26 protein-coding genes, 1 tRNA gene and 1 other RNA gene are annotated in these 24,513 nt (G+C 66.7%); 17 read left to right on the top strand and 11 right to left on the bottom strand.

Annotation, left to right across the window (positions count from 1 at the left end; genetic code table 11):
• Positions 1-3: 3 nt before the first annotated feature.
• Positions 4-882, bottom strand: a complete 879-nt coding sequence (locus ACTTAG_RS16155) for an S-methyl-5'-thioadenosine phosphorylase (RefSeq protein ID WP_444463227.1) — start codon at positions 880-882, stop codon at positions 4-6.
• Positions 883-1,004: 122 nt separating this feature from the next.
• Here ACTTAG_RS16155 and ACTTAG_RS16150 point away from each other — a divergent pair, with 122 nt between their 5' ends.
• Together ACTTAG_RS16150 and ACTTAG_RS16145 are read left to right on the top strand one after the other, a co-directional pair.
• Positions 1,005-1,892 carry a DMT family transporter gene (locus tag ACTTAG_RS16150; RefSeq protein WP_444463226.1) on the top strand — a complete coding sequence of 296 codons (888 nt, stop codon included), beginning with the start codon at positions 1,005-1,007 and terminating at the stop codon, positions 1,890-1,892.
• An 82-nt stretch (positions 1,893-1,974) separates the two neighbouring features.
• Positions 1,975-3,216: a glycosyltransferase gene (locus tag ACTTAG_RS16145; protein ID WP_444463225.1), complete on the top strand. Its 1,242-nt coding sequence runs from the start codon at positions 1,975-1,977 to the stop codon at positions 3,214-3,216.
• 237 nt (positions 3,217-3,453) lie between these two features.
• Here the strand turns inward: ACTTAG_RS16145 and ACTTAG_RS16140 are convergent, their stop codons facing one another.
• Complete coding sequence (locus ACTTAG_RS16140; RefSeq protein WP_444463224.1) at positions 3,454-4,044, bottom strand: flavin reductase family protein; 591 nt, start codon at positions 4,042-4,044, stop codon at positions 3,454-3,456.
• A gap of 77 nt (positions 4,045-4,121) precedes the next feature.
• Between ACTTAG_RS16140 and ACTTAG_RS16135 the strand changes: the two genes are divergently transcribed.
• The 5 genes from ACTTAG_RS16135 (at position 4,122) to cydX (ending at position 8,507) form a co-directional block, all read left to right on the top strand.
• Entirely contained in the window at positions 4,122-4,607 is a 486-nt protein-coding gene (locus tag ACTTAG_RS16135; RefSeq protein WP_444463223.1) for a GNAT family N-acetyltransferase, read from the top strand.
• 52 nt (positions 4,608-4,659) lie between these two features.
• Positions 4,660-5,418, top strand: a complete 759-nt coding sequence (locus ACTTAG_RS16130) for an EcsC family protein (protein ID WP_444463222.1) — start codon at positions 4,660-4,662, stop codon at positions 5,416-5,418.
• A 223-nt stretch (positions 5,419-5,641) separates the two neighbouring features.
• Positions 5,642-7,222: a cytochrome ubiquinol oxidase subunit I gene (locus ACTTAG_RS16125; RefSeq protein WP_444463221.1), complete on the top strand. Its 1,581-nt coding sequence runs from the start codon at positions 5,642-5,644 to the stop codon at positions 7,220-7,222.
• 4 nt (positions 7,223-7,226) lie between these two features.
• Entirely contained in the window at positions 7,227-8,384 is a 1,158-nt protein-coding gene (cydB, locus tag ACTTAG_RS16120) for a cytochrome d ubiquinol oxidase subunit II (protein ID WP_444463220.1), read from the top strand.
• Positions 8,385-8,396: 12 nt separating this feature from the next.
• Entirely contained in the window at positions 8,397-8,507 is a 111-nt protein-coding gene (cydX, locus tag ACTTAG_RS16115) for a cytochrome bd-I oxidase subunit CydX (RefSeq protein WP_065118417.1), read from the top strand.
• Positions 8,508-8,657: 150 nt separating this feature from the next.
• Here the strand turns inward: cydX and ACTTAG_RS16110 are convergent, their stop codons facing one another.
• Both ACTTAG_RS16110 and ACTTAG_RS16105 read right to left on the bottom strand, forming a co-directional pair.
• Positions 8,658-9,230 (bottom strand): response regulator transcription factor, encoded by a 573-nt coding sequence (locus ACTTAG_RS16110; RefSeq protein ID WP_444463219.1) that lies wholly within the window; start codon positions 9,228-9,230, stop codon positions 8,658-8,660.
• Entirely contained in the window at positions 9,217-10,479 is a 1,263-nt protein-coding gene (locus tag ACTTAG_RS16105; RefSeq protein ID WP_444463218.1) for an ATP-binding protein, read from the bottom strand. The genes ACTTAG_RS16110 and ACTTAG_RS16105 overlap by 14 nt, the downstream gene beginning before the upstream one ends.
• A gap of 127 nt (positions 10,480-10,606) precedes the next feature.
• Here ACTTAG_RS16105 and ACTTAG_RS16100 point away from each other — a divergent pair, with 127 nt between their 5' ends.
• The 3 genes from ACTTAG_RS16100 (at position 10,607) to ribD (ending at position 12,703) form a co-directional block, all read left to right on the top strand.
• Positions 10,607-10,975, top strand: coding sequence for a hypothetical protein (locus tag ACTTAG_RS16100; protein WP_444463217.1), 369 nt, complete (start codon positions 10,607-10,609; stop codon positions 10,973-10,975).
• 172 nt (positions 10,976-11,147) lie between these two features.
• Positions 11,148-11,615, top strand: a complete 468-nt coding sequence (nrdR, locus tag ACTTAG_RS16095) for a transcriptional regulator NrdR (RefSeq protein ID WP_444463216.1) — start codon at positions 11,148-11,150, stop codon at positions 11,613-11,615.
• The gene (gene ribD / locus ACTTAG_RS16090; protein WP_444463215.1) at positions 11,612-12,703 is read left to right on the top strand and encodes a bifunctional diaminohydroxyphosphoribosylaminopyrimidine deaminase/5-amino-6-(5-phosphoribosylamino)uracil reductase RibD; all 1,092 of its coding nucleotides are present in this window, start codon (positions 11,612-11,614) and stop codon (positions 12,701-12,703) included. The genes nrdR and ribD overlap by 4 nt, the downstream gene beginning before the upstream one ends.
• Here ribD and ACTTAG_RS16085 read toward each other — a convergent pair.
• From ACTTAG_RS16085 to ACTTAG_RS16075, 3 genes are all read right to left on the bottom strand, one after another.
• Complete coding sequence (locus tag ACTTAG_RS16085; protein WP_444463214.1) at positions 12,700-14,715, bottom strand: capsular polysaccharide biosynthesis protein; 2,016 nt, start codon at positions 14,713-14,715, stop codon at positions 12,700-12,702. The two genes, ribD and ACTTAG_RS16085, sit on opposite strands and share 4 nt — an antisense overlap.
• Entirely contained in the window at positions 14,715-15,845 is a 1,131-nt protein-coding gene (locus tag ACTTAG_RS16080) for a polysaccharide biosynthesis/export family protein (protein ID WP_444465263.1), read from the bottom strand. Before ACTTAG_RS16080 ends, ACTTAG_RS16085 begins: the two co-directional genes overlap by 1 nt.
• 82 nt (positions 15,846-15,927) lie before the next feature.
• Entirely contained in the window at positions 15,928-17,214 is a 1,287-nt protein-coding gene (locus ACTTAG_RS16075) for a capsule biosynthesis protein (RefSeq protein ID WP_444463213.1), read from the bottom strand.
• A gap of 212 nt (positions 17,215-17,426) precedes the next feature.
• Here ACTTAG_RS16075 and ACTTAG_RS16070 point away from each other — a divergent pair, with 212 nt between their 5' ends.
• The 5 genes from ACTTAG_RS16070 (at position 17,427) to ACTTAG_RS16050 (ending at position 20,670) form a co-directional block, all read left to right on the top strand.
• Entirely contained in the window at positions 17,427-18,017 is a 591-nt protein-coding gene (locus tag ACTTAG_RS16070) for a riboflavin synthase (protein WP_444463212.1), read from the top strand.
• Entirely contained in the window at positions 18,014-19,147 is a 1,134-nt protein-coding gene (gene ribB / locus ACTTAG_RS16065; RefSeq protein WP_444463211.1) for a 3,4-dihydroxy-2-butanone-4-phosphate synthase, read from the top strand. Before ACTTAG_RS16070 ends, ribB begins: the two co-directional genes overlap by 4 nt.
• Position 19,148: 1 nt before the next feature.
• Positions 19,149-19,664: a 6,7-dimethyl-8-ribityllumazine synthase gene (locus ACTTAG_RS16060; protein WP_444463210.1), complete on the top strand. Its 516-nt coding sequence runs from the start codon at positions 19,149-19,151 to the stop codon at positions 19,662-19,664.
• A gap of 26 nt (positions 19,665-19,690) precedes the next feature.
• Positions 19,691-20,188: a transcription antitermination factor NusB gene (gene nusB / locus ACTTAG_RS16055; RefSeq protein WP_444463209.1), complete on the top strand. Its 498-nt coding sequence runs from the start codon at positions 19,691-19,693 to the stop codon at positions 20,186-20,188.
• A 128-nt stretch (positions 20,189-20,316) separates the two neighbouring features.
• Positions 20,317-20,670, top strand: a complete 354-nt coding sequence (locus ACTTAG_RS16050; protein WP_444463208.1) for a hypothetical protein — start codon at positions 20,317-20,319, stop codon at positions 20,668-20,670.
• An 84-nt stretch (positions 20,671-20,754) separates the two neighbouring features.
• Here ACTTAG_RS16050 and ssrS read toward each other — a convergent pair.
• Both ssrS and ACTTAG_RS16040 read right to left on the bottom strand, forming a co-directional pair.
• A non-coding RNA gene (gene ssrS / locus ACTTAG_RS16045) (6S RNA) lies at positions 20,755-20,912 on the bottom strand.
• Between the two features lie 43 nt (positions 20,913-20,955).
• The gene (locus tag ACTTAG_RS16040) at positions 20,956-21,303 is read right to left on the bottom strand and encodes a DUF6404 family protein (protein WP_444463207.1); all 348 of its coding nucleotides are present in this window, start codon (positions 21,301-21,303) and stop codon (positions 20,956-20,958) included.
• Positions 21,304-21,400: 97 nt separating this feature from the next.
• Here ACTTAG_RS16040 and ACTTAG_RS16035 point away from each other — a divergent pair, with 97 nt between their 5' ends.
• Entirely contained in the window at positions 21,401-21,838 is a 438-nt protein-coding gene (locus ACTTAG_RS16035; RefSeq protein WP_444463206.1) for an MmcB family DNA repair protein, read from the top strand.
• Here the strand turns inward: ACTTAG_RS16035 and ACTTAG_RS16030 are convergent.
• Positions 21,835-22,059, bottom strand: coding sequence for a DUF6324 family protein (locus ACTTAG_RS16030; protein ID WP_444463205.1), 225 nt, complete (start codon positions 22,057-22,059; stop codon positions 21,835-21,837). The genes ACTTAG_RS16035 and ACTTAG_RS16030 overlap by 4 nt on opposite strands.
• A 120-nt stretch (positions 22,060-22,179) precedes the next feature.
• Between ACTTAG_RS16030 and ACTTAG_RS16025 the strand changes: the two genes are divergently transcribed.
• A tRNA-His gene (locus ACTTAG_RS16025) sits at positions 22,180-22,256 on the top strand.
• 59 nt (positions 22,257-22,315) lie between these two features.
• Here the strand turns inward: ACTTAG_RS16025 and ACTTAG_RS16020 are convergent.
• Positions 22,316-24,415, bottom strand: a complete 2,100-nt coding sequence (locus ACTTAG_RS16020) for a sensor histidine kinase (RefSeq protein WP_444463204.1) — start codon at positions 24,413-24,415, stop codon at positions 22,316-22,318.
• Between the last annotated feature and the right edge of the window lie 98 nt (positions 24,416-24,513).

The following is a 24,513-nucleotide window of genomic DNA, read 5'->3' as shown; positions in this document are numbered from 1 at the left end:
GGGTCAGCCTTTCAGGACGCGGCCCATCACGGGCATCAGTCGGGCAATCACTTCGGGGTCGCGCTTGGCGGGGGCGGTCATGATCGCGCCATCGAGCACATGGGTGCAGCCCTTTTCGCAGGGCTCGGCCGGGCCCTTGAGGAGCCCCGGCAGCGCGGCCACAAGCGCGCGGGCCTTTCCGGCATTGGCAATCGCCGTGGCCACCACCTGCGCCACATCGACCGCATCATGGTCCGGATGCCAGCAATCGTAATCGGTCACCATCGCGACGCAGGCATAGCAGAGCTCGGCCTCGCGGGCCAATTTCGCCTCGGGCATGCCGGTCATGCCGATCACGTCGGCGCCCCAGCTGCGGTAAAGGCGGCTCTCGGCCAGCGTCGAGAATTGCGGCCCCTCCATCGCGACATAGGTGCCGCCCTCGTGCACCTTCACGCCCGTCGCCCGCGCGGCCTCGGCGCAATGGGCCGACAGGCGGCCGCAAACCGGATGCGCGACCGAGACATGGCCGACCAGCCCGGTCTCGAAAAAGGTCTTCACCCGGGCAAAGGTGCGGTCGATATATTGATCGACGATGACGAAATCGCCGGGCGCATATTCCTCTTTCAGCGAACCCACGGCAGACACGGCGACCAGATCGGTCACGCCCATCATCTTCATCGCCGCGATATTGGCGCGGTAATTCACCGTCGAGGGGGTGAAGCGGTGCCCCCGCCCGTGCCGCGGCAGAAAGGCCATCCGCACGCCATGAAGCCGCCCGGTCAGGATCTCGTCCGAGGGCGCGCCAAAGGGGGTCTCCACCGGCTGCCATGTCGCATCTTCGAGCCCGTCGATGTCATAAACACCCGAGCCCCCCATCACCCCGATCATCCGGTCTGCAGTCATTCCAAAGTCCTCGCCCTGGCCCTTCGCGGCCGCGCGCAGCTTAGGCGGGCGCGGCGGAACGGAAAAGACCATAGAACTCCGCCGCTCCGCGTCATATTTACACCTCAGGGCAGGGAGAAGACATGGACCACCGAAGCGAACTGGGCGCCGAGAACATCCGCGGCGCGGGGCTGATGACGCTGGCCATGGCGCTCTTCGCGCTCGAGGACATGTTCGTCAAGAAGGCGGCGCAAAGCCTGCCGGTGGGCGAGGTGCTGATGCTTTTTGGCGCGGGCGGGATGATCTGCTTTGCGGCGCTGGCGCTGGCCTCGGGGCAAGGCCTCTGGCATCCGGCGGTGGCCAGCCGGTTGATGGGCATCAAGGCCGGGTTCGAGATCACCGGGCGGCTGGGCTACACGCTTGGCATCGCGCTGACACCGCTTTCGAACGCCTCGGCGATTCTGCAGGCGACGCCGCTTGTCGTCGTGGCGGGGGCGGCGCTGTTTTTTCGCGAACGGGTGGGGGCGGCGCGCTGGGCGGCGGTCGGCATCGGCTTTCTGGGCGTGCTGGTGATCTTGCGCCCCGGGCTCGAGGGCTTCGTGCCCGCGGCGCTCTGGACGGTGCTCGGGCTTCTCGGTTTTGCCGGGCGCGATCTGGCCACCCGCGCCGCGCCCAAGGTGCTGACGAATTTCCAGCTTGGGCTTTACGGCTTTGCCGCGCTGATCCCGGCGGGCGGCATCATCCTTGCGGTCACCGGCGGGGCGGTGATGCCCACGCCCGTCAGCCTGCTGCCGGTCCTTGGCGCGATCCTCTTTGGCGTCACCGCCTATTGGGCGCTGACCAAGGCGATGCGCCTGGGCGAGGTCGCCGTCGTCACCCCCTTCCGCTACACCCGCCTGCTGTTCGCGCTGATCCTTGGCATCCTCGTCTTCCACGAAAGCCTGGATGCCGCGACGCTTGCGGGCGCGGCGCTGGTCGTCGCCTCGGGCGTCTACACGCTTCTGGCGGGGGCAAGGCGGCTGAAACGCTGATCTTTCACCTTGGCCGAAATATCCCGGGGTGCGGGGCAGAGCCCCGCTTGCACGGCCATTTGCCCGCGCCTAACCTGCGCCCATGAAACCCGTGATCGTCTTCGTTTCCGCCGTCACCCCCGGCCAGTTCAACGGTCTGGCCGAATATCTGCATGCCGCCGGGCTGGCCGAAACCTGGTATCTGACGTCCAAAGGCCATGTGCAGACCCATGGCGACAAATACAAACGCCTTCTGCCCTTCACCCCCGACGGGCAGATCACCGGGGCGCAAAGCTATTACTATTCCGACAAGACCGAACGCTCGGCGCGGATTTCGCGGGGCGTGCTGAGCGCTTTGACCGAGCTGCGCAAGACGACCCGGATCGACCTTGTCTTCGCCCATGGTCTTTGGGGGGCGCCGATGTTTCTGTATGACGAGATCGACGCCGCCATCGCCTCCTATATCGAGTTTCCCAGCTATGCCGCGCATGGCTGGGACAGGCGCTATCCGCCCGATCAAAGCCAGCGGCTGGCCGACCGCAACATGGAGATGCTGAGCTTTCACCAGATCCTGAAATCGGATCTGACCATCGTGCCCTCGGCCTATGCGCGCAGTCTGCTGCCCGCGGAATTGCAGCCGCGGGTGGCGGTGCAGTTCGAGGGCTTCGAGATCAAGCCGCTGCCGCCCGCCCCGCCCGGCCCCTTCACCATCGGGTTTTCCGCCCGCGATCTGTCGAATTGCAAGGGCTTCGACATCTTCGTGCGGCTGGTCGACCGGCTGGTGCGCGAGGGCACGGCGGATCGGCTGGGCCTGCGCTTTGCCGCGATCGGCGATCCGAAGGCCACGACCTATGGCTATGAACAGCAATGGGTCGAGCGCAACTTCCGCAAGGGGGCGAGTTTCGCCGAATATCTGGTGCGGACCTATCCGGCGGGCGGCGAGCGCATCCTGTTTCCGGGCAAGCTGCCCTATGACACTTTCGTCGAGGCTTTGGCGCAGGTCGATCTCTTCCTGTATCCGCTGCGCTTCGGGGTGGGGAACTGGGGGCTGATGGAGATCCTGGCCCGTGGCAAGCCGGTCATTGCCTCGAACGCGACCTTTGCCCCGGAGATGATCGAAGACGGGGTGAACGGCGTGCTGTTGCCGGTGGGCGAAAACGGCGAGGATGATCAGTGGATCGCCGCGATCGAGCGGCTGGCGACCGACCCGGCGCTCCGCGCACGGCTGGGCGCGGCGGCGGCGGAACGCGGCCGGGCCTATCATCTGGATCAGGTCGCTCCGCGCTACATGGCGCTGTTCGAACAGGTGATCGAGACGGGCAGGCGGCGGAGGACCGGGGGCTGATCCGGCCGACGGCCGGTTCGGGCGGATCAGGAAAGGCACCGCCTTTCCCCGCCCGCTGCGCCCGGGTCGCCCCAAGACCGTCTGCCCCCAGCGGAACAGAGGTCAGCGCCAAGCCCCGGCGGGCGAGAAGCGCCCGCCAGTGGCGCGGGGCGGGCGCTGGCCGAGGGCCTTTGGGCCCCCGGCGGTCACGGGACCGCTGTTTCGCGTGGCCTCGGCAATGGCCTCGGCCAGACCGCCTTACGGTCGCGCCATCTCGAAGGTCTCGGTCACCGTCGCGTAATCCAGATAGCCCAGACGGCTCAGCCGGTCGGGCGGCAGGTAACGGCCGTCTTGCAGACAATCGGGGCGGATATGCACGCCGACCACCGCGCCATGCACCAGAAAGTTGCTCTGCCCCAGAAGCGGCACGATCTGCACCAGACGGCATTCCAGCGCCGCAGGCGCCGCCGCCACGCGCGCGCAATCAATCACCTCGCATCCGGCCTTTTCCAGCCCGGCCGCCAGAAACTCGTCCGCGCCCGCGGGCAGCATTGCCGAGGTCGCGTTCATCTGCGCCCCCAGATCCGAGCTGACCAGATTGACGCAAAACACCCCGCTTTCGCGGATCTGCGTCACCGTATCCTTGGTGTCGCCGCGGTCGGGCTTCGTCGCCGTCGAGGCAAAGACCACCTGCGCCGGGCTCGCCGAAACGGCGGTGAAAAACGAATAGGGCGCCAGATTGTCGCCCATCTGCCCGCGCGTCGAGATCCAGCCGATGGGGCGCGGCGCGACGATGGCGTGGAACGGATCATGGGGCAGGTCGTGACCCTTGTCGGGGCGGTAGAACATGCGCGGCTCCTTTGATTTGAACCTGACATAACCGCGTGTTAGGCGCGTTTCGAGGGCGAATCGCAAAGGGTCGGGGCATGTATCAGCTCGAAGAAGAGACCGAAGCCGACTGGTGGGAGGTCGAGGCGCTGTATGACCTGTGTTTTGCCCCGGGCCGCACGGCGCTCTCGTCCTACCGGCTGCGCGACGGTGTCGAAAAGGTCGCCCCTCTGTGTCTTGTGCTGCGCGAAGATGGCGTTCTGGCGGCGGTGATCCGCTATTGGCCGGTCAAGGTGGGCGGGCAGCGCGTGCTGTTGCTGGGTCCGGTCGCCGTGCACCCGACCCGGCAGGGCGAGGGGCTGGGCGGTCTTTTGATGCACGAAAGCCTGGCCGAGGCGCGGCGTCTGGGCTGGGAACGGGTGCTGCTTGTGGGCGACGCGCCCTATTACAACCGTTTCGGCTTCGAGAAGATCGAGGGGGTGGAGATGCCGCCCCCCACCAACCCCGACCGGGTTCTGGCGCTGGAGCTGATCCCCGGCGCCTGGGAAGGCGTGCGCGGCCCGGTGGAAAAGTTCCTGCCCTGATCTTTCGCCCCCCGCCCGGCCATCCCATATCCGGGAAAGCCAAGGGGGAGCCATGCAACCTGAAATCCTGTATCCGGTCACCGACAAGCGCCTGACGGCGGAACTGGACCTGCTGGCGCGTCGGCACCGTGCCGCCTCGGGGCCGATGATGCAGGTGATCACGCTGGTCGGCACCGGCGCCGAGACGGTTCTGGGCAAGCTTGCCAGCCCGGTCCGCGACCGGCTGGAGGGCGCCACCGAACGGGCGCTGGAAACCGCCTTCACCGTCGCCACCCGCTCGCGCGAGGTGGTGGCGGACCGGCCGGACTGGATCAACACCGCGCTGGCCACCGCGATGGGGGCGGCGGGCGGCGTTGGCGGTCTGCCCGGGGCGCTGGCGGAACTGCCGTTCACCGTGACGATGCTGTTGCGCGCGATTCAGGGCATCGCCGCCGAACATGGTTTTGACCCCGACAGCGAGGAGGTGCGGCTGGAATGTCTGCGCGTCTTCGCCGCCGCGGGGCCCTTGGCGCGCGATGACGGCGCCGACATGGGCTTTCTGGCGGCGCGGCTGACGATCACCGGGCCGGGGCTGAACAGCCTGATCGCCAAGGTGGCGCCGCGGCTGGCCGCTGTGCTGGGCCAGAAGCTCGCCACCCAGGCGGTGCCGATCTTGGGCGCGGTGGCGGGGGCGGCGGTGAATTACGCCTTCACCAGCTATTATCAGGACATTGCCCGGGTGCATTTCGGCCTCAAGCGTCTCGCCCGCGACAGCGGCGAGGACGAGGGCCTTTTGCGCGAGGAACTGGTGATGCGGATCACCCGCCGCTGAGGCGCAATTCCTGCATTTTCGGTAAACATATTCATTGAATTGAAAGTGTGGAGGTGCCAAGGTGGCGCCGACCGATATCCCGGTCAGCCGTCTTGCCGGAATGCCGCTGTGACAATTTGTCCCTCTGCGACAGGCCGCGCAGGGGTGGTCCGCACCGGGTTTGGCCATAGCTGAGCCACATACCCGCAAGGGACGCTGCGGGCGAACCACCTTGGAGAATAAGATGGAGTTCGGATTAGTCGAGCTGTCACGGCTGCAATTTGCCTCGACAGCGATGTATCACTTCCTGTTCGTGCCGCTGACATTGGGTCTGTCGATCCTCGTCGCCACGATGGAAACGGTCTATGTGATGACCGGCCGCCCGATCTGGCGGCAGATGACGAAATTCTGGGGCACGCTCTTCGGGATCAACTTCGTTCTGGGCGTCTCGACCGGGATCACCATGGAATTCCAGTTCGGCATGAACTGGGCCTATTACAGCCATTATGTCGGTGACATCTTTGGCGCCCCCCTTGCGATCGAGGGGCTGATGGCCTTCTTCCTTGAGGCGACACTGGTCGGGATCTGGTTCTTCGGCTGGGAAAAGCTGACGGCGCGGGCGCATATGCTGGTGGCCTGGGGCGTTGCCATCGGCTCGAACTTCTCGGCGCTGTGGATCCTGATTGCCAACGGCTGGATGCAGAACCCGGTGGGGGCAGTTTTCAACCCGATGACGATGCGGATGGAGCTGGTCGATTTCTTCGCCGTTCTGTTCAACCCGGTGGCGCAGGCGAAATTCGTCCATACCGTTTCGGCGGGCTATGTGACCGCTTCGATCTTCGTGATCGGCGTCTCGTCCTGGTATCTGCTGCGCGGCCGTCACATTGACCTCGCCCGGCGCTCGATCGCGGTCGCCTCGGCCTTCGGTCTGGCGGCGAGCCTGTCGGTGATCGTGCTGGGCGACGAGTCGGGCTATGAGGCCACGCATAACCAGCGCATGAAGCTGGCCGCGATCGAGGGGATGTGGGAGACGGAAGAGGCGCCCGCCTCGTTCAACCTGTTCGGCATCCCCGATCAGGAGGCACGCGAGACGAAATATGCCATCAAGATCCCCTATGTGATGGGGCTGATCGGCACGCGGTCGCTGACCACCGAAATGCCCGGGATCAAGGATCTGGTGGCCCAGGCCGAGGGGCGGATCCGCTCGGGCGTGATCGCCTATGACGCGCTGATGCAGATCCGCGCTGCGAAAGGCGATGTCGCCCCCGAGGTGAAGCAAAGCTTCGAGGCGCATTCGGCCGATCTGGGCTATGCGATGCTGCTCACGACGGTGGTTGAAGATCCGAAACTGGCGACCGACGCGCAGATCACCGAAGCGGCCTGGAAGACGGTGCCGCAGGTGGCGCCGCTGTTCTGGAGCTTCCGCATCATGGTGGGCGCCGGGTTCTTCATGCTGGCCTTGATCGGCTACATGTTCTTCACCTCGAACTTCCGCGGCGGGCGGTTCCCGACCTGGGCCCTGCGGGTCGCGGTCTTTGCGATCCCGGTGCCGTGGATTGCCGCCGAAACCGGTTGGTTCGTCGCCGAATTCGGCCGTCAGCCCTGGACGGTGGACGGGCTTTTGCCCACCGCGCTCTCGGTCTCGAACCTGTCGATCTGGGATGTGGTGCTGACGCTTGCGGGCTTCGTGACGCTTTACACCGTGCTTCTGGTCATCGAGATCCGGCTGATGCTGGCGGCGATCCGCAAGGGGCCGACGCATGACATCGAAGTCGTCGATGCCTGGGCTGCCAAGCATCGTCCCGTTGCCCATCCTGCGGAGTAAGACCATGATCCTGCATGAACTTCTGAGCTATGAAATCCTGCGCGTGATCTGGTGGGTGCTGCTGGGCGTCCTTTTGATCGGGCTTGCGGCGACGGACGGGTTCGACATGGGGGTGGCGGCGCTGAACCCCTTTGTCGCGAAATCCGACGCCGAGCGGCGCGTCGTCATCAACACCATCGGCCCGGTCTGGGAGGGCAACCAGGTCTGGCTGATCCTGGGCGGCGGGGCGATCTTTGCCGCCTGGCCGCCGCTTTATGCGGTCAGCTTCTCGGGCTTCTATCTGGCGATGTTCCTGGTGCTGGCGGCGCTGATCCTGCGGCCGGTGGGGTTCAAGTATCGCAACAAGCGCGAAAGCCATGTCTGGCGCACGCGCTGGGATTGGGCGCTGGTGGTGGGCGGTGCGGTGCCCGCGCTGATCTTTGGCGTGGCGGTCGGAAACGTGCTGCAGGGCGTGCCCTTCACGCTGGATGACACGCTCTTGCCGATCTATCCGGGCAATCCGCTGACGAAGCTTCTGGGCTTGCTGAACCCGTTCGCGCTGTTCGTGGGGGTCGTGTCGCTGTCGATGCACATCGCCCATGGCGCGACCTGGCTGGTTCTGAAGACCGAGGGCGCGGTGCAGGCGCGGGCGCGGCGGATCGGCAGCTGGGCGGGGGTCTTGACCATCGTCACCTTCGGGCTGGCGGGGCTGTGGCTTGCTTTCGGCATCCCGGCCTATTACTTCGTGACCGAGCCCGATCACTTCGGCCCGTCGAACCCGCTGCTGTCCGAGGTGGTGCGCGGCGGCTCGTGGCTGGATGCCTATCAGACCCGGCCCTGGATCGCGATTGCCCCGGCTTTGGCGGTGCTGGGTTTGGGCAGTGCGGTCGTGCTGATGCGGCTCTGGAGCGGCTGGGCGGTGACGGCCTCGATGGTCGGCATCTTCGGCGTGGTCTCGACGGTGGGGCTGACGATGTTCCCCTTCATCCTGCCCTCGTCGTTGAACCCCTCGGCCTCGCTGACGGTCTGGGACAGCTCGTCGTCGCAGATGACGCTGTTCATCATGCTGGTCTGCACGGTGATCTTTCTGCCGATCATCCTGGCTTACACGTCCTGGGTCTACAAGGTGCTCTGGGGCAAGGTGCGGCCCGACGACATCGCCCGCAATCCGAACGCCTACTGAGGGAGACGCAACATGTGGTATTTTGCCTGGCTTCTGGGTCTGCCGGTGGCGGTGATGTTCGGCGTGCTGAACGCGATGTGGTTTGAGATGCAGGAGGACCGCCGCCGCGACGGCGAGCTGTGAGGCCTTGATCCGAAGGGGCGGCGGGGGAAACCGCCGCCCCTTTCGCTTGACGGGCAGAGATTTCGCCGCGCTGCCGCGCGGCGACCCGCCGGGGGCTTCGCCCCCGGACCCCCAGCGTATTTGAACCAAGCAAAAGCAGGGGCCGGGGGATCAGTCCTCGAAATCGACCATGTCGCCAAGGTCTTCGCCCGCGGCCTTGCGGGCGGCAAGCTTGCGGGCCAGGGTGCGGCGGTGCATGCCAAGCCGTCGCGCAGTTTCCGAGACGTTGAAGCCGGTCTCGGCCAGGGTGCGCTGGATCAGCTCCCATTCCTGCGCCTTCACGCCGACCTGCGGCGTTTCGATTTCCGGCATCGCCATACCGGCCTTGTGCGCGAAGGCGGCCTCGATCTCGCGGGCGGTGGCGGGTTTCGCCAGATATTGCGTGGCCCCAAGCTTGATCGCCTCGACTGCCGTCGCCACCGCGGCAAAGCCGGTCAGCACGACGATGGCGGGCGGCGGATCTAGGACCGCCAGCGCCTTCACCACCCCCAGCCCCGAGCCCTCGGCCAGTTTCAGATCGACCAGCGCATGGGTCGGCTTGAGCCGCGCCGCCAGCGCGATGGCGCTGTCTTCGCGCAAGGCGGTGTGGACGGTGTAGCCGCGCCGGGTGAAGGCGCCAGCCAGGGTTTCGGCCAGATGCGGGTCGTCCTCGACGATCAGCAGGCAGCGGTCAGGGGCGGGCATCGGCGGGTTCCTCGGTCTGGGGGCGGTCGAGCAGGGGAAAGGCGATCTCCACCTCGGCGCCGGTGGCGGTGTTGCGCAGCGCCATCCGGCCGCCCAGACGGTCGATGGCATTGCGGGCGAGAAACAGGCCTAGGCCGCGGCCCGGCGCCCCCGTGCCCGAGGCGAAAGGCGTGCCGGGCTGCGCCAGAACGCGGTCCGGAAAGCCCGGGCCGCGGTCGGAAAGGCGCAGGATCAGCCGGTTGCCCTGGCGGGAGAGCGTGGCGGTGACGGTGCCGGGGGCGGCGCTTTCGGCATTGTCGAGCAGGTTGATCAGCGCCGCTTCAAGGATCGAGGCCGAGAGCATCTGCGCCCCGCGCAGCCCCGGATCGGCCCGCACCGGCACCCGGGCGCGGCCGCGCGCGCCGGACCAGAGTGCCAGGATGCGGCGGATCTCGGCTTCGGCGGGGACGGCGGCGGCGGTTTCCAGCCGCTCGCGCCCGGCCGCCTGCAGGGTGCGGGTGACGATGGCGCGGCAGCGGCGCGTCTGCGCCACCATGGTTTCCAGATCCTTCTGCCGCGCCGCGCCTTCGGGCAGGCCGACCTCGGCCCAGTCGTCCAGCGTCACCGCAAGGGTGGTCAGCGGCGTGCCGAGTTCGTGCGCCATTCCGGACGCCAGCAGGCCAAGCCCCGCCAGCTGATCGGCCTCGGCCTTGGCGCGGCGAAGGTCTTCGATGGCGCGGTCGCGCGCGGCCACGGTCAGCCGCAGCCGCAGCACGAACCAGGCCATCAGCGTCGAGCTGAGCCCGAAGGCCGGCACCAGCGCGGTGCCCGGAACCGGACCGAAGCCCACCAGAGCCGCCACGCAGAGATTGGCCAGCAGATGGATCGGCAGCGCCGCACGGGCCGAGCACAGCGACAGCGCCAGCAAGAGCGGCACCAGCAGCAGCATCGCGAAGGGGCTGGCCGCCGCCCCCGCCAGCGCGATCAGCGCCGCCAGCGTCAGCGTGTCGATGCCCAGCTGCAGCGCCAGCACCGCATCGGGCAGCCGGGCGTCGCGGCGCAGCGCCAGCGCGACGATCAGGTTGAAGCCGACCAGCCCCGCGATCACCAGCGCCATCCGGTCCAGCGGCAGATCAAGGCCCAGCACCCGCGCCGCAAAGACCGTGGCGGCGATCTGTCCGGCAATCGCCAGCCAGCGGATCTGAACCAGCAGCCGACCGGTCTCGCGCAGGGCGCGGGTTTCGCTGTCAAGGGGGGCGGGGCGGAACATGGGGCCTGCGCAACAAGGACTTCGGCGCAGGATGCCGCATCGCGCGGGCCGGGGCAACCGCAGCGCATTGCCCCTTGCCCCCGTCGTGCAGGCTGCTACCGTGCGTAAGGATTTTCACGAGGTCGCCATGCCCTTTGCTTCCCGCCGCCCTGCCTGTCTGCTGTTGCTGCCCTTTGTTCTGAGTGCCTGTGTCGAAGGCCTGCCCGCCGATCCGAAGGCGCCGCGGATGTCGCAAAAGGGCACCTGTTTTGCCTATGTCACCGCCGAGCCCGGGGGGCTTTTCGCGCTGGTGACCGGCAAGGGCGATGGCACGCTGGCGCCGGCGGGGCAGAAGTCGAAGCCGATGTCGGCCGCGGCTGTCGATACCGCTTTTGCCAAGGAGCTCAAGGTGATGGCCATCATGCCCGAATGCCTTGCCGTTTACGCCCGCGATCGCGCCGCGGCGCAACCGGCGGCGCTGACGACGGCCCCGGCCCCGGCTGCGCCCAAGGCCTGAGACGCGACCGGCGCGGCGCGCGGCCCTGAGTCCGCGCCGCAACAGTTTCGGGCCCCCGTATCTGGTGGCGTCACATTTGCGCTACCCGATCCCTCGCAGCGCCCCTATAGTCCTGTGGATAACCGGGGCGACAGACCCCAAATGAGGCAGGAACACATAGAGGGGGGACGCCATGCGCTGCCCGTTTTGCGGCAATGTCGATACGCAAGTGAAGGACAGCCGTCCGGCCGAGGATCATGTGGCGATCCGGCGGCGGCGGTTTTGCCCGGCCTGTGGCGGTCGCTTCACCACCTATGAGCGCGTGCAGCTGCGCGATCTGGTGGTGATCAAGACCTCTGGGCGGCGCGAGGATTTCGACCGTGACAAGCTGGAACGCTCGATCCGGATCGCGATGCAGAAACGCCCGATCGAGCCGGAGCGGATTGATCAGATGATCTCGGGGATCGTGCGGCGGCTGGAAAGTCTGGGCGAGACCGACATTCCCTCGCGCGCGATCGGCGAGATCGTGATGGAGACGCTGGCGCGGATCGACACCGTGGCCTATGTGCGTTTTGCCAGCGTTTACAAGAACTTCCAGGCGGCGGACGATTTCGACAAATTCGTGTCGGAGCTGCGCCCGCATGCCGGAGATGCCGAGTGAGCGAGGCCGACAGCCGCTTCATGCGGCTGGCGCTGGGGCTGGCCGGGCGGGGCTTGGGCAATGTCTGGCCCAATCCCGCGGTGGGCTGCGTGATCGTTCAGGGCGGGCGCATCGTCGGGCGGGGCTGGACCCAGCCGGGCGGGCGGCCGCATGCCGAGCGCCGGGCGCTGGATCAGGCCGGGGCGGCGGCGCGGGGGGCGACGGCCTATGTGACGCTGGAGCCCTGCGCCCATCATGGCAAGACCCCGCCCTGTGCCGAGGCGTTGATCGCGGCCGGGGTGGCGCGGGTGGTCTCGGCGTTGGAGGACCCCGATCCGCGGGTTTCGGGGCGGGGGCATGCGATGCTGCGCGCGGCGGGGATTGCGGTGGAAACCGGGGTGCTGGCGGCCGAGGCGCGGGCGGTTCAGGCGGGATTTCTGAGCCGGATCGAAAGGGGTCGTCCGTTGCTGGCGCTGAAACTGGGCGCGAGTTTCGACGGAAGGATCGCGCTTTCGAATGGCGAAAGCCAGTGGATCACCGGGCCGCAGGCGCGGGCGCAGGTGCAGGCGCTGCGGGCGCGATTCGATGCGGTTCTGGTCGGCGGCGGCACGGCGCGGGCGGATGATCCGCTGCTGACGGTGCGCCATTTCAAGCCCTTGCGGGCGCCGGTGCGGGTGGTGGCGTCGCGGCGGCTGGATCTGCCGCGGGGGCGTCTTGCGGGATCGCTCGGGCAGGCGCCCTTGTGGCTTTTGCACGGGGCCGAGGCGCCCGAGGAAGCCCGGGCCTTCTGGGCCGGGACCGGCGCGGAGCTGATCGAACTGCCCTTGGGCACGGCGGGCCTTGACCCGGTGGCGCTGATGGCGGCGCTTGGCGCGCGCGGTCTGACCCGGGTCTTTTGCGAGGGTGGCGGGCAGTTTGCGGCCAGTCTGATGGCGGCGGGTCTGGTCGATGAGCTGATCGGTTTCACCGCGGGCGTGGTGCTGGGCGGCGATGCGCGGCCCGGGATCGGGGATCTGGGCCTGACGCGGCTGGCGGAGGCGCCGCGCTATCGGCTGGACAGCCTGCAGCCGATCGGCGGCGATGTTCTGGCGCGCTGGCTGCGCGCCTAACGCCACAGGAAAGCAACGCCCGCGAACAGCCCCTGCAGTTTTGCAAGGCTCCGGTTCAGCGGGCCGGGGCGGGGCATGGGCCCATGGGCGAGACGCTCCAGCACCACCTCGGGCGGGCAGGGGCGGCGGGTCACGGGGTCAAGATAGCGCGGATAGGCGATCAGTGCGGCGTGCACCAGCTGCGCAAGGCTTGGCCGGGCTTTGCGGCGGTCGGGCACCGGGCCAAGGTCGCGGGTCAGCCCCCAGCCCGCATAAAAGGGCGCCCCGGTCACGGTGACCCTCTTGCCGCGCAAAAGCGCCTCGAACCCCAGAAGCGAGGTCATCGTCCAGACCTCGTCCACCGCTTCGATCAGCGCCATGGGGTTCGATTTGTGCAAGACCTTGTCGGCAAAGCGCAGGGCCTCGGCCTCGGGCAGGGCGCCCGGCCGCAGCCCGGCCTCGACATCCGGGTGAGGTTTGAAAAGGACAATCGCGCCTGGGTTGTGGGTGCGTGCAAGGGCCAGCAAGGCCAGATTTGTGCAAGTCTTGCCTGCGCCAAGGCGGATCGAGGCGTCATCCTCGACCTGTCCGGGAACGAGGATGCGATAGCCTGCGGGCAAATCGGGAAAATGCCCGTCAAGGTTGTATTTTGACAGTTTGCCCTTGCGCAGGGCTGCCATCAGCCGCTCGGCCCGGGCGAGGCCGCCGGGGGGCCGGGGGCGGGAAATCAGATCTTCCAGATCCGAGGGCCGGTTCGGATCGAAATAGATCCCCTGCGCATCGGTGACCAGCGACAAGGGTGGCACCAGATCGGCGCCAAGGCCCTTGGAGCGCAAAAACCCATCCTCGACCCGCAGCGCGGGGGCGGTGAAGCCCGGGGGTTCCTTGCCCGCCCAGATCAGCAGGCTGCGGCCGGTTTCCTGTGCCAGCGCCGCGGCGCGCGCGGGCGGATCGACGAAGCGCAGGGGTCTTTCGCGGCCGAAGAATTGTTGCAGCGGGCGGCGTTTCCACAGCCGCATGCCGGTGGCGACATGGCCCGCCCGGTCGGCGCGAAAGGCGCGGACCTCGGCTTCCAGCTGATCGACCGCCTCCTCGAAGCGGCAGATCCGGTCGCGGCAGGGGTCGACCCAGGTCGGCGCCAGAATATGGCTGACGGCAAAGATCTGCGCGCGGGTGAGCCGCCTTTGCCGCCGCGCGACCGGATTTTCATCGACGCTCAGCCCCCAGCCCGCATAGAAGGGCTGGCCGAACACGCGCGGCTTGTGACCGGCCAGGATCGCCTCGTAGCCCAGAAGCGACGACACCGTATAAACGGCGATGGCGCCTTCAAGCAGCGCCCAAGGCGAGACCGGATCGGTCAAAAGCACGGTCCGGGCGTCCTCATTCGCCGCCCCGTAATGGCCCGGGCGCAGGCCCGCGCGGGTCTCGGGGTGGGTCTTGATCACGATCCGCGCGCCGGGGTTTTCGATCTGCGCCACGGCGAGCATCTCGCGGAAGGTCGCCGCGGTTGCGCCCCCATGCGAGATCGAAGCATCCCCCCGGGTCTGGTCGATCACCAGCACATAGCCCGGGGTGGGCGGCGGCAGGGTTTCGTCGAAGTCATTGTATTTCGACAGGTTCAGCGCCTTCAGCCGGGCGATGCCATCGCGGGCGCGATCCAGAAGCGCGGTGTCGTCAAGCGGTTCCTTTGCCAGCATCCGCTCCAGCAACGAGGGGGTTGCGGCGTCGAAATGCACGCCGAACGGGTCGATGAAAAGGCCAAGCGGCCCGCCCGCGCCCAGCGCCCGCCCCGGATGGACCGAGCGCAGGAAGGCATCTTCAAGCCGCACCAGCCCGACGTTCCGCCGCGCCGCCACCGCCTCGCCGCGGGTGGAATAGGGCGACCGGCCCCAGACCACGACGCGATCTTCCGGCCCGGGCAGGCCAAGATGCAGGCTGTAGCCCGCCGCCCGCAGGATCGCCCGCAGCCGCGGCTGGCCCAGAAACCCGGCCGTATAAGGAAAAAGCCGCCGGGAGGGGGCCTCCTCGGGCATCAGCTGCCGGAGGCGAGGCTGTCGAGCGAATTCGCCGTCGAAACCGACCCGGTGAGCGCCGAAAGCGATTTTTGCCACTGCACATAGGGCGCTTCGGTCACATAGACGGTGTCGCCGTCGCGGATGACGAAATCGCGGGCCAGGAACATGCCGTTCGGCTCGGTCAGGTTCAGCACATAGACCATGCGCTGATCGCCGACGAGATCGGTGCGGCCCAGCACCACCCGGGCGATTTCCGCCGGCTCATTCCGGAAAACGAAGACGCCCTTCGGATCGGCAAGGTTCGAGGACAGGCCGCCCACGGTGGCGATCGCCTCCAGCGCCGAAAGGGTCTGGGTTTCAAACGGCACCCGGGCCTGCGCCCCGGTGGCACCGAGCGAGGTGAAGGCGCGGGTGTCTTCCTCGACCAGGATCACATCGCCCGGACGCAGCGCGATATCCATCTTCGGGTTCTTGTAAAGATCGGTCAGCCAGGCCGTGCCCTGCTTGCCGCCGCGTTTGACGGTGATCTTGGTGATTTCGGGCTTGATCGTCACGCCGCCCGCGCGGGCGATCATCGAGGACAGCGTGCGGGTCGGCCGTTCGATCGCATAGACGCCCTGACCGCCGACAGACCCCATCACGGAAACGGTGGCGCCATCGCCCGCGGCGCGGGCAATCAGCACCTGCGGGTCCGGGGTCTGGGCGTCCAGTTTCTCGGTGATGATCTTGCGCAAAGCATCGGGGGAATTGCCCGCCGCCTTGATCTTGCCCGCATAGGGCACGAAAATATAGCCCGCGCCATCGACCTGCACTTCGGTCAGCTGCGTCGCGGTCGTGCCCTGCTGCGCCAAAAGCCCGTCGTCGACGTTTTCCCAGATCGTCAGCTGCAGCGTGTCCCCGGGGTTGATCGTGTCCGAGCCGACGACGCCCGCGTTCTGGAAGCTCGATGAAAAGCCAAGCGCCGGTTGCACCGCGGTCGCCCGCGCCACATGGTCATCGACCGAGACGATGAAGGCATCGCCCCTGCGCATCACCGATCCGGCGAAGATCTCGCGCTTGTTCGGGCCGGGCCGGGGCAGGCCACAGGAGGCAGTGCCAAGAAGCACTGCCGAAAGACCCAGCAACAGGGTCCTGCGGTTGGAAGTCACGCTCACTGCTCGGGCTCCTCTTGGGGATTGCCTTTTCTTTTCCGGCTATCCTAGCGGCGCGGCGACAAAATTTCCAGCGCGATCACGTCACCACGCGCAACTGTTGCCGCGGCGCCGCTTTGCCCGCGCTGAGCGTGTCATAGGGGTCCTCGGGCGAGAGCATCATGTCGACCACCTGCCGAAGCAGGATGCGCCGCCCGCGCGCCGAATAGAAGCCGCCCGGAATCTGCGACGTCTCCAAAAGATAATGGCGATAGTCGCGATAGGCGCGGGTGTCGGGGCGCTGCGGGCTGGCGAAGAACTCGGCCAGCGGCTGGGTCGAGACGAATTCCGGCTTGTCGAAGACGGCGCGGCCAAAGACCTTGAGCGGCAGCCCGCGCCAGAGCACCTGCTGCGCCGCGGTCGAATTCACCGTCACGGCCGAGCGCGCCTGGGCCAGCAGCTCGGCCAGCTTGCCGCCGCGGATGAAATGCACCCGGCCCGCCAGCCCGTGCCGGGCCGTGGCGGCGGTGATCGTCTGCGGGATCGGGGCGCGGCCGTCTTCCAGCGGATGCGCCTTGAAGACAAGGTGATGATGGCGGGGGGCGCCGGTGGCGAAACCGGCCATCACAAGGTCGATGAACTCGGTCTGGCTGGCGAAGGGCGAGTGCATCCGGAACGAGGCATCATGTTCCAGCTGCAACAGCACCAGATGCACCGGATGGCCAGAAAGGCGCACCCGCCGCGTGGCCAGCATCCGTTCCAGCGCCTGCCAGGGCATCAGCAGCAACCGGCGCAGGTAAAGGCGGAATTCGTCAAAGACCGGCAGGCCCCGATGCGGGGTGAAATTGCGATACCGCCCGTTCTGCACCATGACGAGGAAATGATAGAGCGCGCCATAGAACACATGCTGGCGCATGTCGCCCCAGCGGGGCGGGGCCTCGGGGAAGTCGATCTCGCTTTGCGCAAGCGCGGCGCGCATCTGCGCGACCGAGAGCCCCATCAGCCGCGAATGGCCATTGGCGCCGCCGCGTTCATAGGTGACCCAATAGGGGCGCAGGTAGCCTTCCTCGAAGACATGGACGGTGACGCCCGCGGCCCGGGCGGCGGCGATCGCCTGGGCATGCACCGGTCGCGTGTCGCCGTAAAGCACCAGATCGGTGACGGATTTTTCCCCGATCAGCCGTTCGACCCGGGCGGGCCACTCCTCGGGGCGGCCGCCAAAGCGGATGTAGCTGGCCGGATCGGCCCAGAACACCTCGTCGCCGCGGTTGAAGCCCACCCGCCAGACCGAGGCCCCGGCGGCGCGCAGCATCGCGCCGAGCTGGCGAAAGAACGGCCCATGCGGACCTTGCAGCAGCAGAAAGGTGCGTGGGCAGGCTTTGGGCATGGGACTCTCGGTGAAAACGCTTCCTTTTGGCCCTTCGCTTGCGGGGTGTCACGACAAATTACGTGCCGCCCCGGCGTTTTGGCGGCAAAACCGCGGCACCGCGACGGCGGGCCGCATTTTCGCGCCGCGGCTGTGCACCCAAGCGTCGGGAGCAAGCCTTGCGTGCCGGGCCCGTGCAAGCTAGGCAGGAAGAAATCACGGTAGGGAAAGCCATGTTCACCGGAATCGTCACCGATCTGGGCGAGATCGTCGCCCTTGAAAACACCGGCGATCTGCGCGCGCGGATCCGTTGCGGCTATGACATGGGCACGGTCGAGATCGGCGCCTCGATCGCCCATGCGGGGGTCTGCCTGACCGTCATCGCGACCGGGGCCGACTGGTATGAGGTGCAGATCTCGGCCGAGACGGTTTCGAAAACCAACCTTGGCAGCTGGACGGTCGGCAAGCGGATCAACCTGGAACGCGCGCTGAAGGTGGGCGACGAGCTGGGCGGCCATATCGTTTCGGGCCATGTCGATGGCGTGGCGGAAATCACCGCGCTGCGCGACGAGGGCGAGAGCACCCGCTTCAGCTTCCGCGCCCCCGGGGCGCTGGCGAAATACATCGCGCCGAAGGGCTCGGTCGCGCTCGATGGGGCCTCGCTGACGGTGAACGAGGTCGATGGCTGCAGCTTCGGCATCAACATCATCCCGCACACCAAGGCGGTGACCACCTTTGGCGCGGCCAAGGTGGGCGACAAGGTCAATCTGGAAATAGACACGCTGGCCCGGTATGTGGCGCGGCTGACGGAGTGGAAGGCATGACGAACCCGGTGGACAAAGCTGGCAATCACGAAACCCCGGGCCCGGTGGAGCAAAGCTACCGCGATGCGATGTCCTCGATCGAGGAGATCATCGAAGATGCCCGCAATGGCAAGATGTTCATTCTGGTCGATCACGAGGACCGCGAGAATGAGGGCGATCTGATCATTCCGGCGCAGATGGCGACGCCGAATGCGATCAACTTCATGGCGATGCATGGCCGGGGCTTGGTCTGTCTGGCGCTGACCGCCGACCGGATCGAGGCGCTGGGGCTGCCGCTGATGGCGTCCTCGAACTCGAGCCGTCATGAGACCGCCTTCACCGTGTCCATTGAAGCGCGCGAGGGGATTTCGACCGGGATTTCGGCGCATGATCGTGCCCGCACCGTCGCCGTGGCGATCGACCCGACCAAGGGCCGCGCCGACATCGCGACCCCGGGCCACCTGTTCCCGCTGCGCGCCCGCGATGGCGGCGTGCTGGTCCGCGCCGGGCATACCGAAGCCGCGGTCGATATTTCGCGTCTGGCGGGGCTGAACCCTTCGGGCGTGATCTGCGAGGTTATGAACGAAGACGGCACGATGGCGCGTCTGCCTGACCTCATCGCCTTTGCGCAGAAACACGGGCTGAAGATCGGCACGATTTCCGACCTGATCGCCTATCGCCGCCGCTATGACCATCTGGTGCGGGAAACCGCGCAACGCGCCGTGCAGTCGGAATTCGGCGGCGACTGGTCGATGCGGATCTTTGCCGACCAGACCGAGGGCGCCGAGCATATCGTGCTGACCAAGGGCGATATTTCCGGCCCCGAGCCGGTGCTGGTGCGGATGCATGCGCTGGACCCGCTGGCCGATGTGCTGGGGCTGCGTCCGGGCAAGATGAACGATCTGGGCCGCGCGATGCAGGCGATTGCCGCCGAGGGCCGCGGCGTTGTCGTGCTGTTGCGCGAAACTTCGGCCAAGATGCCGATGCCGGGCGAGGCCTCGCCGCAGACTTTGCGTCAATATGGTCTGGGCGCGCAGATCTTGCTGGCGCTGGGCATCAGCCATCTGAAACTGCTGACGAATTCGCCGAAGCCCAAGGTGATCGGCATCGAGGGCTACGGGCTTTCGATCGACGAAACCCGGGGGTATTGAGATGGCGGCGAACGAAAACCATTATACCCTGCCGCTGCCCGTCTTCGACAAGCCGGTGAAGCTTCTGATCGTCGTCGCGCCCTATTATCGCGACATCGCCGATTGGATGATCGCGGGGGCGAAGGCTGTGGCGGCCAAGGCGGGCGCCGAGGTCGAGATCGCCGAAGTGCCCGGCGCGCTTGAAGTGCCCACCGCCATCGGCATGGCCGAGCGGTTGGGCGACTACGACGGCTATGTCGCGCTGGGCTGCGTGATCCGCGGCGAAACCACGCATTACGACACGGTCTGCAATGACAGCTCGCGCGGGTTGATGATGCTGGGCCTGCAGGGGCTGTGCATCGGCAACGGCATTCTGACGGTGGAAAACCGGGCGCAGGCCGAGGCCCGGGCGAAGCCTGACGATCAGGACAAGGGCGGCGGGGCTGCGGCTGCGGCCTTGCATCTGATCGCGCTCTCGCGCAAATGGGCCACCCGCACGCAGGGAATCGGCTTCCGCCCCAAGGGCGACAGCAACTGACCGGGCAGCCCCAAGGATCGCATATCATGACCGAGACCACCTCCGAAAAGCCCCGCAAGCCGAGCCCGGAAGAAAAACGCCGGATGCGCTCGGCCGCCCGGCTTTATGCCGTGCAGGCGCTTTTCCAGATGGAAGCGGCGGGGCAGGGGGTGGATCGCGTCGCCCGCGAATTCGAAAGCTTCCGCTTCGGCATGACCACCGACGAGGGCGAGGAACTGGCCGAGGGCGATTACGATCTGTTCCGCCGCCTGCTGGATGATGCGGTGATGTGGCAGGCGAAGATCGACCAGACCACGGACCGCGCGCTGGTCGCCGCCTGGCCGATCGAGCGTATCGACCCGGTCTTGCGCGCGCTTTTCCGCGCCGCCGGGGCGGAAATGGTCAATCCGGCGACGCCGATCAAGGTCGTCATCAACGAATTCGTCGAGGTCGCCCGCGCCTTCTTCCCCGAGGGCAAAGAGACGAAATTCGTCAATGCCGTGCTCGATCACATGGCCCGCGAGATCCGCCCCGAGGCGTTCTGAGCGATTCGTCGTGACGACAAGGGGCGTCTTCACCAATATTTTGTGACGGATCTGCGGCAAAACGGCAAATTTGCGGTTTGAATTCCGCCAGACTGCGCTAGAATGATTCCAACGACGGAGGAATCGTCATGCCGGAACTCGTGCGTCTTTACATTCGCAACGTGATCTTCGGGGCGGGGCTCTCGGCCCTGTTCGTTGCCCTGCTTCTGGGCTTTGACGTCGCGCATCTGCGCCATCTGATCTTTGGCTCCGATATCGGTTATATCGCGGTGGCGCTGTTGTTCACCTTCAACACGGTGGTGTTCTCGGCGGTGCAGTTCGGCATTGCGGTGATGAACATGGCCGAATCCGAAACGCCCCCCGGGGGCGGCAAGCGTGACGCGATCCCCCGTTTCGATGCGGCGGCAGAGCTGATCGCGATTCCCGTCCCGGTGCGGGATGATCCGCGCGCGCGGGGCAGGTATCCGCGCCGCCCGCGGTAAGATTTCTCGAAGGCCTCCGGAAGACGAAAGCCCCCTCGCCGCAAGGCGGGGGGTTTTTGATTTGTGGGTGCTCGGAGGAGGGTGGCGGAAACCGCAGCGACCGTGGGGGCGAAATTTCCCGAGAGCCTGACAAGTCAGGTGGGTGCCAGATACCAAGGCCAGGGCCAAGGCAGAGCCAGCTCCCTCAGGAATGGTTATCGGCCACTGGAAAAAGGCCCCGTTCACGCGAAGAGCAGTAACCGCCAAGCCGCAAGATAGGGGCAGCGACCCGCCGCGGCAAGGGCGTTACAGGTCTTCCCAGCGGCTCAGCTTCACCGATTGCCAGCGCCGCAATTCGTAGCCCAGCATCAGCATCGAAAACAGCGCCACCGTCATCACGGTGGAAACCACCGCCTCGCCGGGTTCGATCGGATGATCCTTCCAGCGCAGGAAGAAATTCGCCGTGGTCCAGATCAGCGCATAGGGAATCGCATAGGCCATCATCCGCACACCGAGCGGCAGATAGGGCCAGGGCCGCGCCTCGCCGCCCAGCAGCCGCATCAACCGATTCTGCAGCGGATGCGGCAGACCACGCAGGCCAGCGGCCTCCAGCTCGGCCCGCGCGGCCGCCAATCGGCGTTGGTAGTCGTCCATGGTCTTCCCTTTGATGGCTCTGGCCCGCATGTTTGCAACTGCGGCAATATGCGTCAACCCCCTCGACAGTCGTTCTCTATTCGTTCATGCTTTCCGGATGGCGAACGATCTTTCTTTGGGACATCTTCTTGCGCGTGGCGTCAGCCGCTGTCTGATGGATCACGGCTTTGCCTGTCTGGCAGAGGTCGTGCCCCGTCCCGGCTTGCGGGTAGACGTGATGGCGCTGGGCCGCAAGGGGGAAATCTGGGTGGTCGAGTGCAAGTCCTCGCGCGCGGATTTCACCGCGGACCGGAAATGGCAGGGTTATCTGGACTATGCCGACCGCTTCTTCTGGGCGGTGGCCCCGGATTTTCCGACCGAGATCCTGCCCGAGGACACCGGGCTGATTCTGGCCGACCGGTTCGGCGCCGAGATCCTGCGCATGGCCCCCGAGGCAAGGCTGGCCGCGCCCCGGCGCAAGGCGGTGACGCAGGGCTTTGCCCGCACCGCGGCCCTGCGGCTGGCGGGCCGGTCCGACCCCGGGGGGACGTTCTAGCGCTTGCCCTTGGGCTTGCCGCCCTTTTGGCCGCCCTCGAGGATGCCGCGGGCGATTTCGGCCGCATCCATCAATTCGCGGGCGATTTCCTCGGCCTCTTCGGGGTCGAAGTCGAAGGGCAGCTCGAAGCCTTCGCCACTGACGAAGATTCGCACCATGCCCTGATCGGTCGGGCCGATCTGCAGGTCGCCGGCCATGTCGTTTTCGTCGTTGATGCCCATCGCAGCCTCCATTTTGCCCGTGCCTAGCCAAACTGCGGCAAGGGGGCAAGCGCTGGCACGGCCAGAGGGCGTTTTCCCCCCTTGCAATCCCCCGCATCGCCCGTTAAATGCCCCCTCAGTGCCGCCTTAGCTCAGTTGGTTAGAGCGCTGGATTGTGGATCCAGAGGTCCCCCGTTCGAGCCGGGGAGGCGGTACCACTCCTCCCACATTCGAAAATGAACCGTCTGGCAGAGCCGTAGTCTGGCGTTTGCCGCCGTCACTGCGGGCGGCAGGGGATGCGCAGGGTGAAGGTGCTGCCCAGGCCCTCGGCGCTGTCGAAATCAAGCCCGCAGCCCGAGGCCTCGGCGAAGCGCTTGGCGATGGCAAGGCCGATTCCCGCGCCGCTGATCGTGCTGTTCTCGTGCCCCAGACGGTGAAAGGCCTTGAACACGCCGTCGCGATGCTCGGCGCCGATGCCGACGCCGGTGTCGATGATCCGCACCGGCAGGAAACCCGCCTCTTCCGGGTCGATCCGCACCGTCACGCTTCCCCCGGCGACATTGTATTTCACCGCATTCGACAGCAGTTCATCAAGGATCCGGCGCAGGGTCTTGGCATCGCCCAGCCCCTGCGGCAGCCGCCCCTGCGGCAAGGCCAGATCAAGGCTGATCGCGCGTTTCGCCGCCTCGGCCCGCTGGCTCTCCAGCGCGGCCTCCAGCAGTGGCACAAGGGCCAGCGGCTCGGCCGTCTGGCGCAGATCCTGCCGCTCGATCCGGCTCAGATCCAGCACCACATCGACGAGCCGCACCAAATCCCATCCGGCCGCCGCGATCGCCCGCACCTGCGCCAGCCGCGCGCCATCAAGCCGCTCTCCCTCCGAACCTTCCAGCAGATCGGCGTAACCGATGATCGCATTGAGCGGCGTGCGCAGTTCATGGCTCATCGCCGAGAGGAAATTCGCCTTGGTCCGGTTCGCGGCTTCCAGCTTGTCGCCCATCGTCACCAGATGCTCGCCCACCTTCTGCAATTCCTCGATGGCATAGGGCGGCGCCGGGGGCAGGGTGCCACCGTCCGAAATCACCGCCATCCGCCGTTCGAGATCGCCAAGCGGCCGCGCCACCCGGTCGCTCATCGTCGCCGAGCGCCGCCACAGGAAGGCGAAGAACCCGGCGTAGAAGACCAGCAGGATGCCCACCATCACCTTCGAGACGAAGGCCAGCTGACTGCGCAGATCGCTGGAGGCGGCCAGCACGCTGTCTTCGCTGGCCAGAACCAGCAGCGACCAGTTCGGCCCCGCCACCTTCGCCCAGGAGGCGATCATCGGCCGTCCAAGGTCGATGCGCCGCACCCCCTCGGGCGCGGTGCGCATCGCCCCGGCCAGTTCGGTCAGCATCGGCTTTTGAAAGATGTTGAATTCCGCGGGCTTGAACGTGTCCTTGAGGATCGCCTCCTCGTAGCTGTGGCCGACCAGTTCGCTCAGCCCCAGATCGCCCTCGCCCTTGGGGGGCAGGGCCAGGATCGTGCCGTCGCGGCCCACGAGCACGGCATAGCCGTCGCCGGGAATCCGGATGTCGAGGACGCGTTGCACGATGGTGCCGATGGTGACGTCGATGCCGACCACGCCTTCCAGCCGTTCGGGGCCGTAGACGGGCGCGATCGAGGACACCATCCAGCCGCTGCCCGCCGGATCGACATAGGCATCGGTCCAGACCGGCTTGCGTTCGGGATTATGGGCGGCATCGGCCTCGTAGTAGAAATTGTAGCTCGGGATATCCATCTTCGGCGGATAGATCTTCAGCACGTCGAACCAGGGATAGATGCGGTTTAGGCTGTCCCAGGTGTTCAGATAAAGCTGTGCGATCAACGGATCGCTGTCCTTCATCGCGCGCATCAGCGGATCAAGCCGCACCGTGCGCCAGACCTTGTCCTTTTCCGCCGCGCCCACCGGGACGATGCCGGAATAGAACACGGCCGAGCCGCCGGTATCGCGCAAGGTGTGGAAGGCGCCGTCGGGGCCAAGGGCGTGATTGTCCTTTTCCGCCTGCGAGACGCTGGCCGGGGTCTGCAACGCGCGGCCGGTTTCCTCGGCATAGATGCGGGTCACGGCGGCGATGGTGGCCAGCCGATGCGCGATGATATTGGCCTCGCGCGTGGCGGCGTCGCGGACGGTGTCGGTGGAAATCCGGGTGATCGCGGCGGCGGAGCGGTCATAGACCACCTGGCTGGTGCCCCAGTAGATCGCGATGAAGCCGAATTCGATCAGCAGAAGCGGGATCAGCGCCGCCTTGACATAAGAGCGCCACAGCCATGCCTTGAGCGGCACGGGGGTGAAGCCGGGGCGTTTTCCGTCGGTCTGTTCCGCTGTCGTCCTGGCCATCACGGGCGTCCCGGTGCAATCGATTCGCCCCGTTATAGTCCGATCTGTTTCCGATTCCCTGAACAGCCGCCCGCTGCGGCGCAATGAAGCTGCCCGAA

This window comes from Rhodobacter capsulatus (assembly GCF_052363185.1).
Lineage (GTDB): Bacteria > Pseudomonadota > Alphaproteobacteria > Rhodobacterales > Rhodobacteraceae > Rhodobacter > Rhodobacter capsulatus_E.
This window is presented reverse-complemented; position numbering and strand designations above follow the sequence as displayed.

Coding starts and splice junctions, on each gene's coding strand:
- ACTTAG_RS16155 (WP_444463227.1), bottom strand. CDS start 882: ATGACTGCAGACCGGATGATCGGGGTGATGGGGGGCTCGGGTGTTTAT.
- ACTTAG_RS16150 (WP_444463226.1), top strand. CDS start 1,005: ATGGACCACCGAAGCGAACTGGGCGCCGAGAACATCCGCGGCGCGGGG.
- ACTTAG_RS16145 (WP_444463225.1), top strand. CDS start 1,975: ATGAAACCCGTGATCGTCTTCGTTTCCGCCGTCACCCCCGGCCAGTTC.
- ACTTAG_RS16140 (WP_444463224.1), bottom strand. CDS start 4,044: ATGTTCTACCGCCCCGACAAGGGTCACGACCTGCCCCATGATCCGTTC.
- ACTTAG_RS16135 (WP_444463223.1), top strand. CDS start 4,122: ATGTATCAGCTCGAAGAAGAGACCGAAGCCGACTGGTGGGAGGTCGAG.
- ACTTAG_RS16130 (WP_444463222.1), top strand. CDS start 4,660: ATGCAACCTGAAATCCTGTATCCGGTCACCGACAAGCGCCTGACGGCG.
- ACTTAG_RS16125 (WP_444463221.1), top strand. CDS start 5,642: ATGGAGTTCGGATTAGTCGAGCTGTCACGGCTGCAATTTGCCTCGACA.
- cydB (WP_444463220.1), top strand. CDS start 7,227: ATGATCCTGCATGAACTTCTGAGCTATGAAATCCTGCGCGTGATCTGG.
- cydX (WP_065118417.1), top strand. CDS start 8,397: ATGTGGTATTTTGCCTGGCTTCTGGGTCTGCCGGTGGCGGTGATGTTC.
- ACTTAG_RS16110 (WP_444463219.1), bottom strand. CDS start 9,230: ATGCCCGCCCCTGACCGCTGCCTGCTGATCGTCGAGGACGACCCGCAT.
- ACTTAG_RS16105 (WP_444463218.1), bottom strand. CDS start 10,479: ATGTTCCGCCCCGCCCCCCTTGACAGCGAAACCCGCGCCCTGCGCGAG.
- ACTTAG_RS16100 (WP_444463217.1), top strand. CDS start 10,607: ATGCCCTTTGCTTCCCGCCGCCCTGCCTGTCTGCTGTTGCTGCCCTTT.
- nrdR (WP_444463216.1), top strand. CDS start 11,148: ATGCGCTGCCCGTTTTGCGGCAATGTCGATACGCAAGTGAAGGACAGC.
- ACTTAG_RS16085 (WP_444463214.1), bottom strand. CDS start 14,715: ATGCCCGAGGAGGCCCCCTCCCGGCGGCTTTTTCCTTATACGGCCGGG.
- ACTTAG_RS16075 (WP_444463213.1), bottom strand. CDS start 17,214: ATGCCCAAAGCCTGCCCACGCACCTTTCTGCTGCTGCAAGGTCCGCAT.
- ACTTAG_RS16070 (WP_444463212.1), top strand. CDS start 17,427: ATGTTCACCGGAATCGTCACCGATCTGGGCGAGATCGTCGCCCTTGAA.
- ribB (WP_444463211.1), top strand. CDS start 18,014: ATGACGAACCCGGTGGACAAAGCTGGCAATCACGAAACCCCGGGCCCG.
- ACTTAG_RS16060 (WP_444463210.1), top strand. CDS start 19,149: ATGGCGGCGAACGAAAACCATTATACCCTGCCGCTGCCCGTCTTCGAC.
- nusB (WP_444463209.1), top strand. CDS start 19,691: ATGACCGAGACCACCTCCGAAAAGCCCCGCAAGCCGAGCCCGGAAGAA.
- ACTTAG_RS16050 (WP_444463208.1), top strand. CDS start 20,317: ATGCCGGAACTCGTGCGTCTTTACATTCGCAACGTGATCTTCGGGGCG.
- ACTTAG_RS16040 (WP_444463207.1), bottom strand. CDS start 21,303: ATGGACGACTACCAACGCCGATTGGCGGCCGCGCGGGCCGAGCTGGAG.
- ACTTAG_RS16035 (WP_444463206.1), top strand. CDS start 21,401: ATGGCGAACGATCTTTCTTTGGGACATCTTCTTGCGCGTGGCGTCAGC.
- ACTTAG_RS16030 (WP_444463205.1), bottom strand. CDS start 22,059: ATGGGCATCAACGACGAAAACGACATGGCCGGCGACCTGCAGATCGGC.
- ACTTAG_RS16020 (WP_444463204.1), bottom strand. CDS start 24,415: ATGGCCAGGACGACAGCGGAACAGACCGACGGAAAACGCCCCGGCTTC.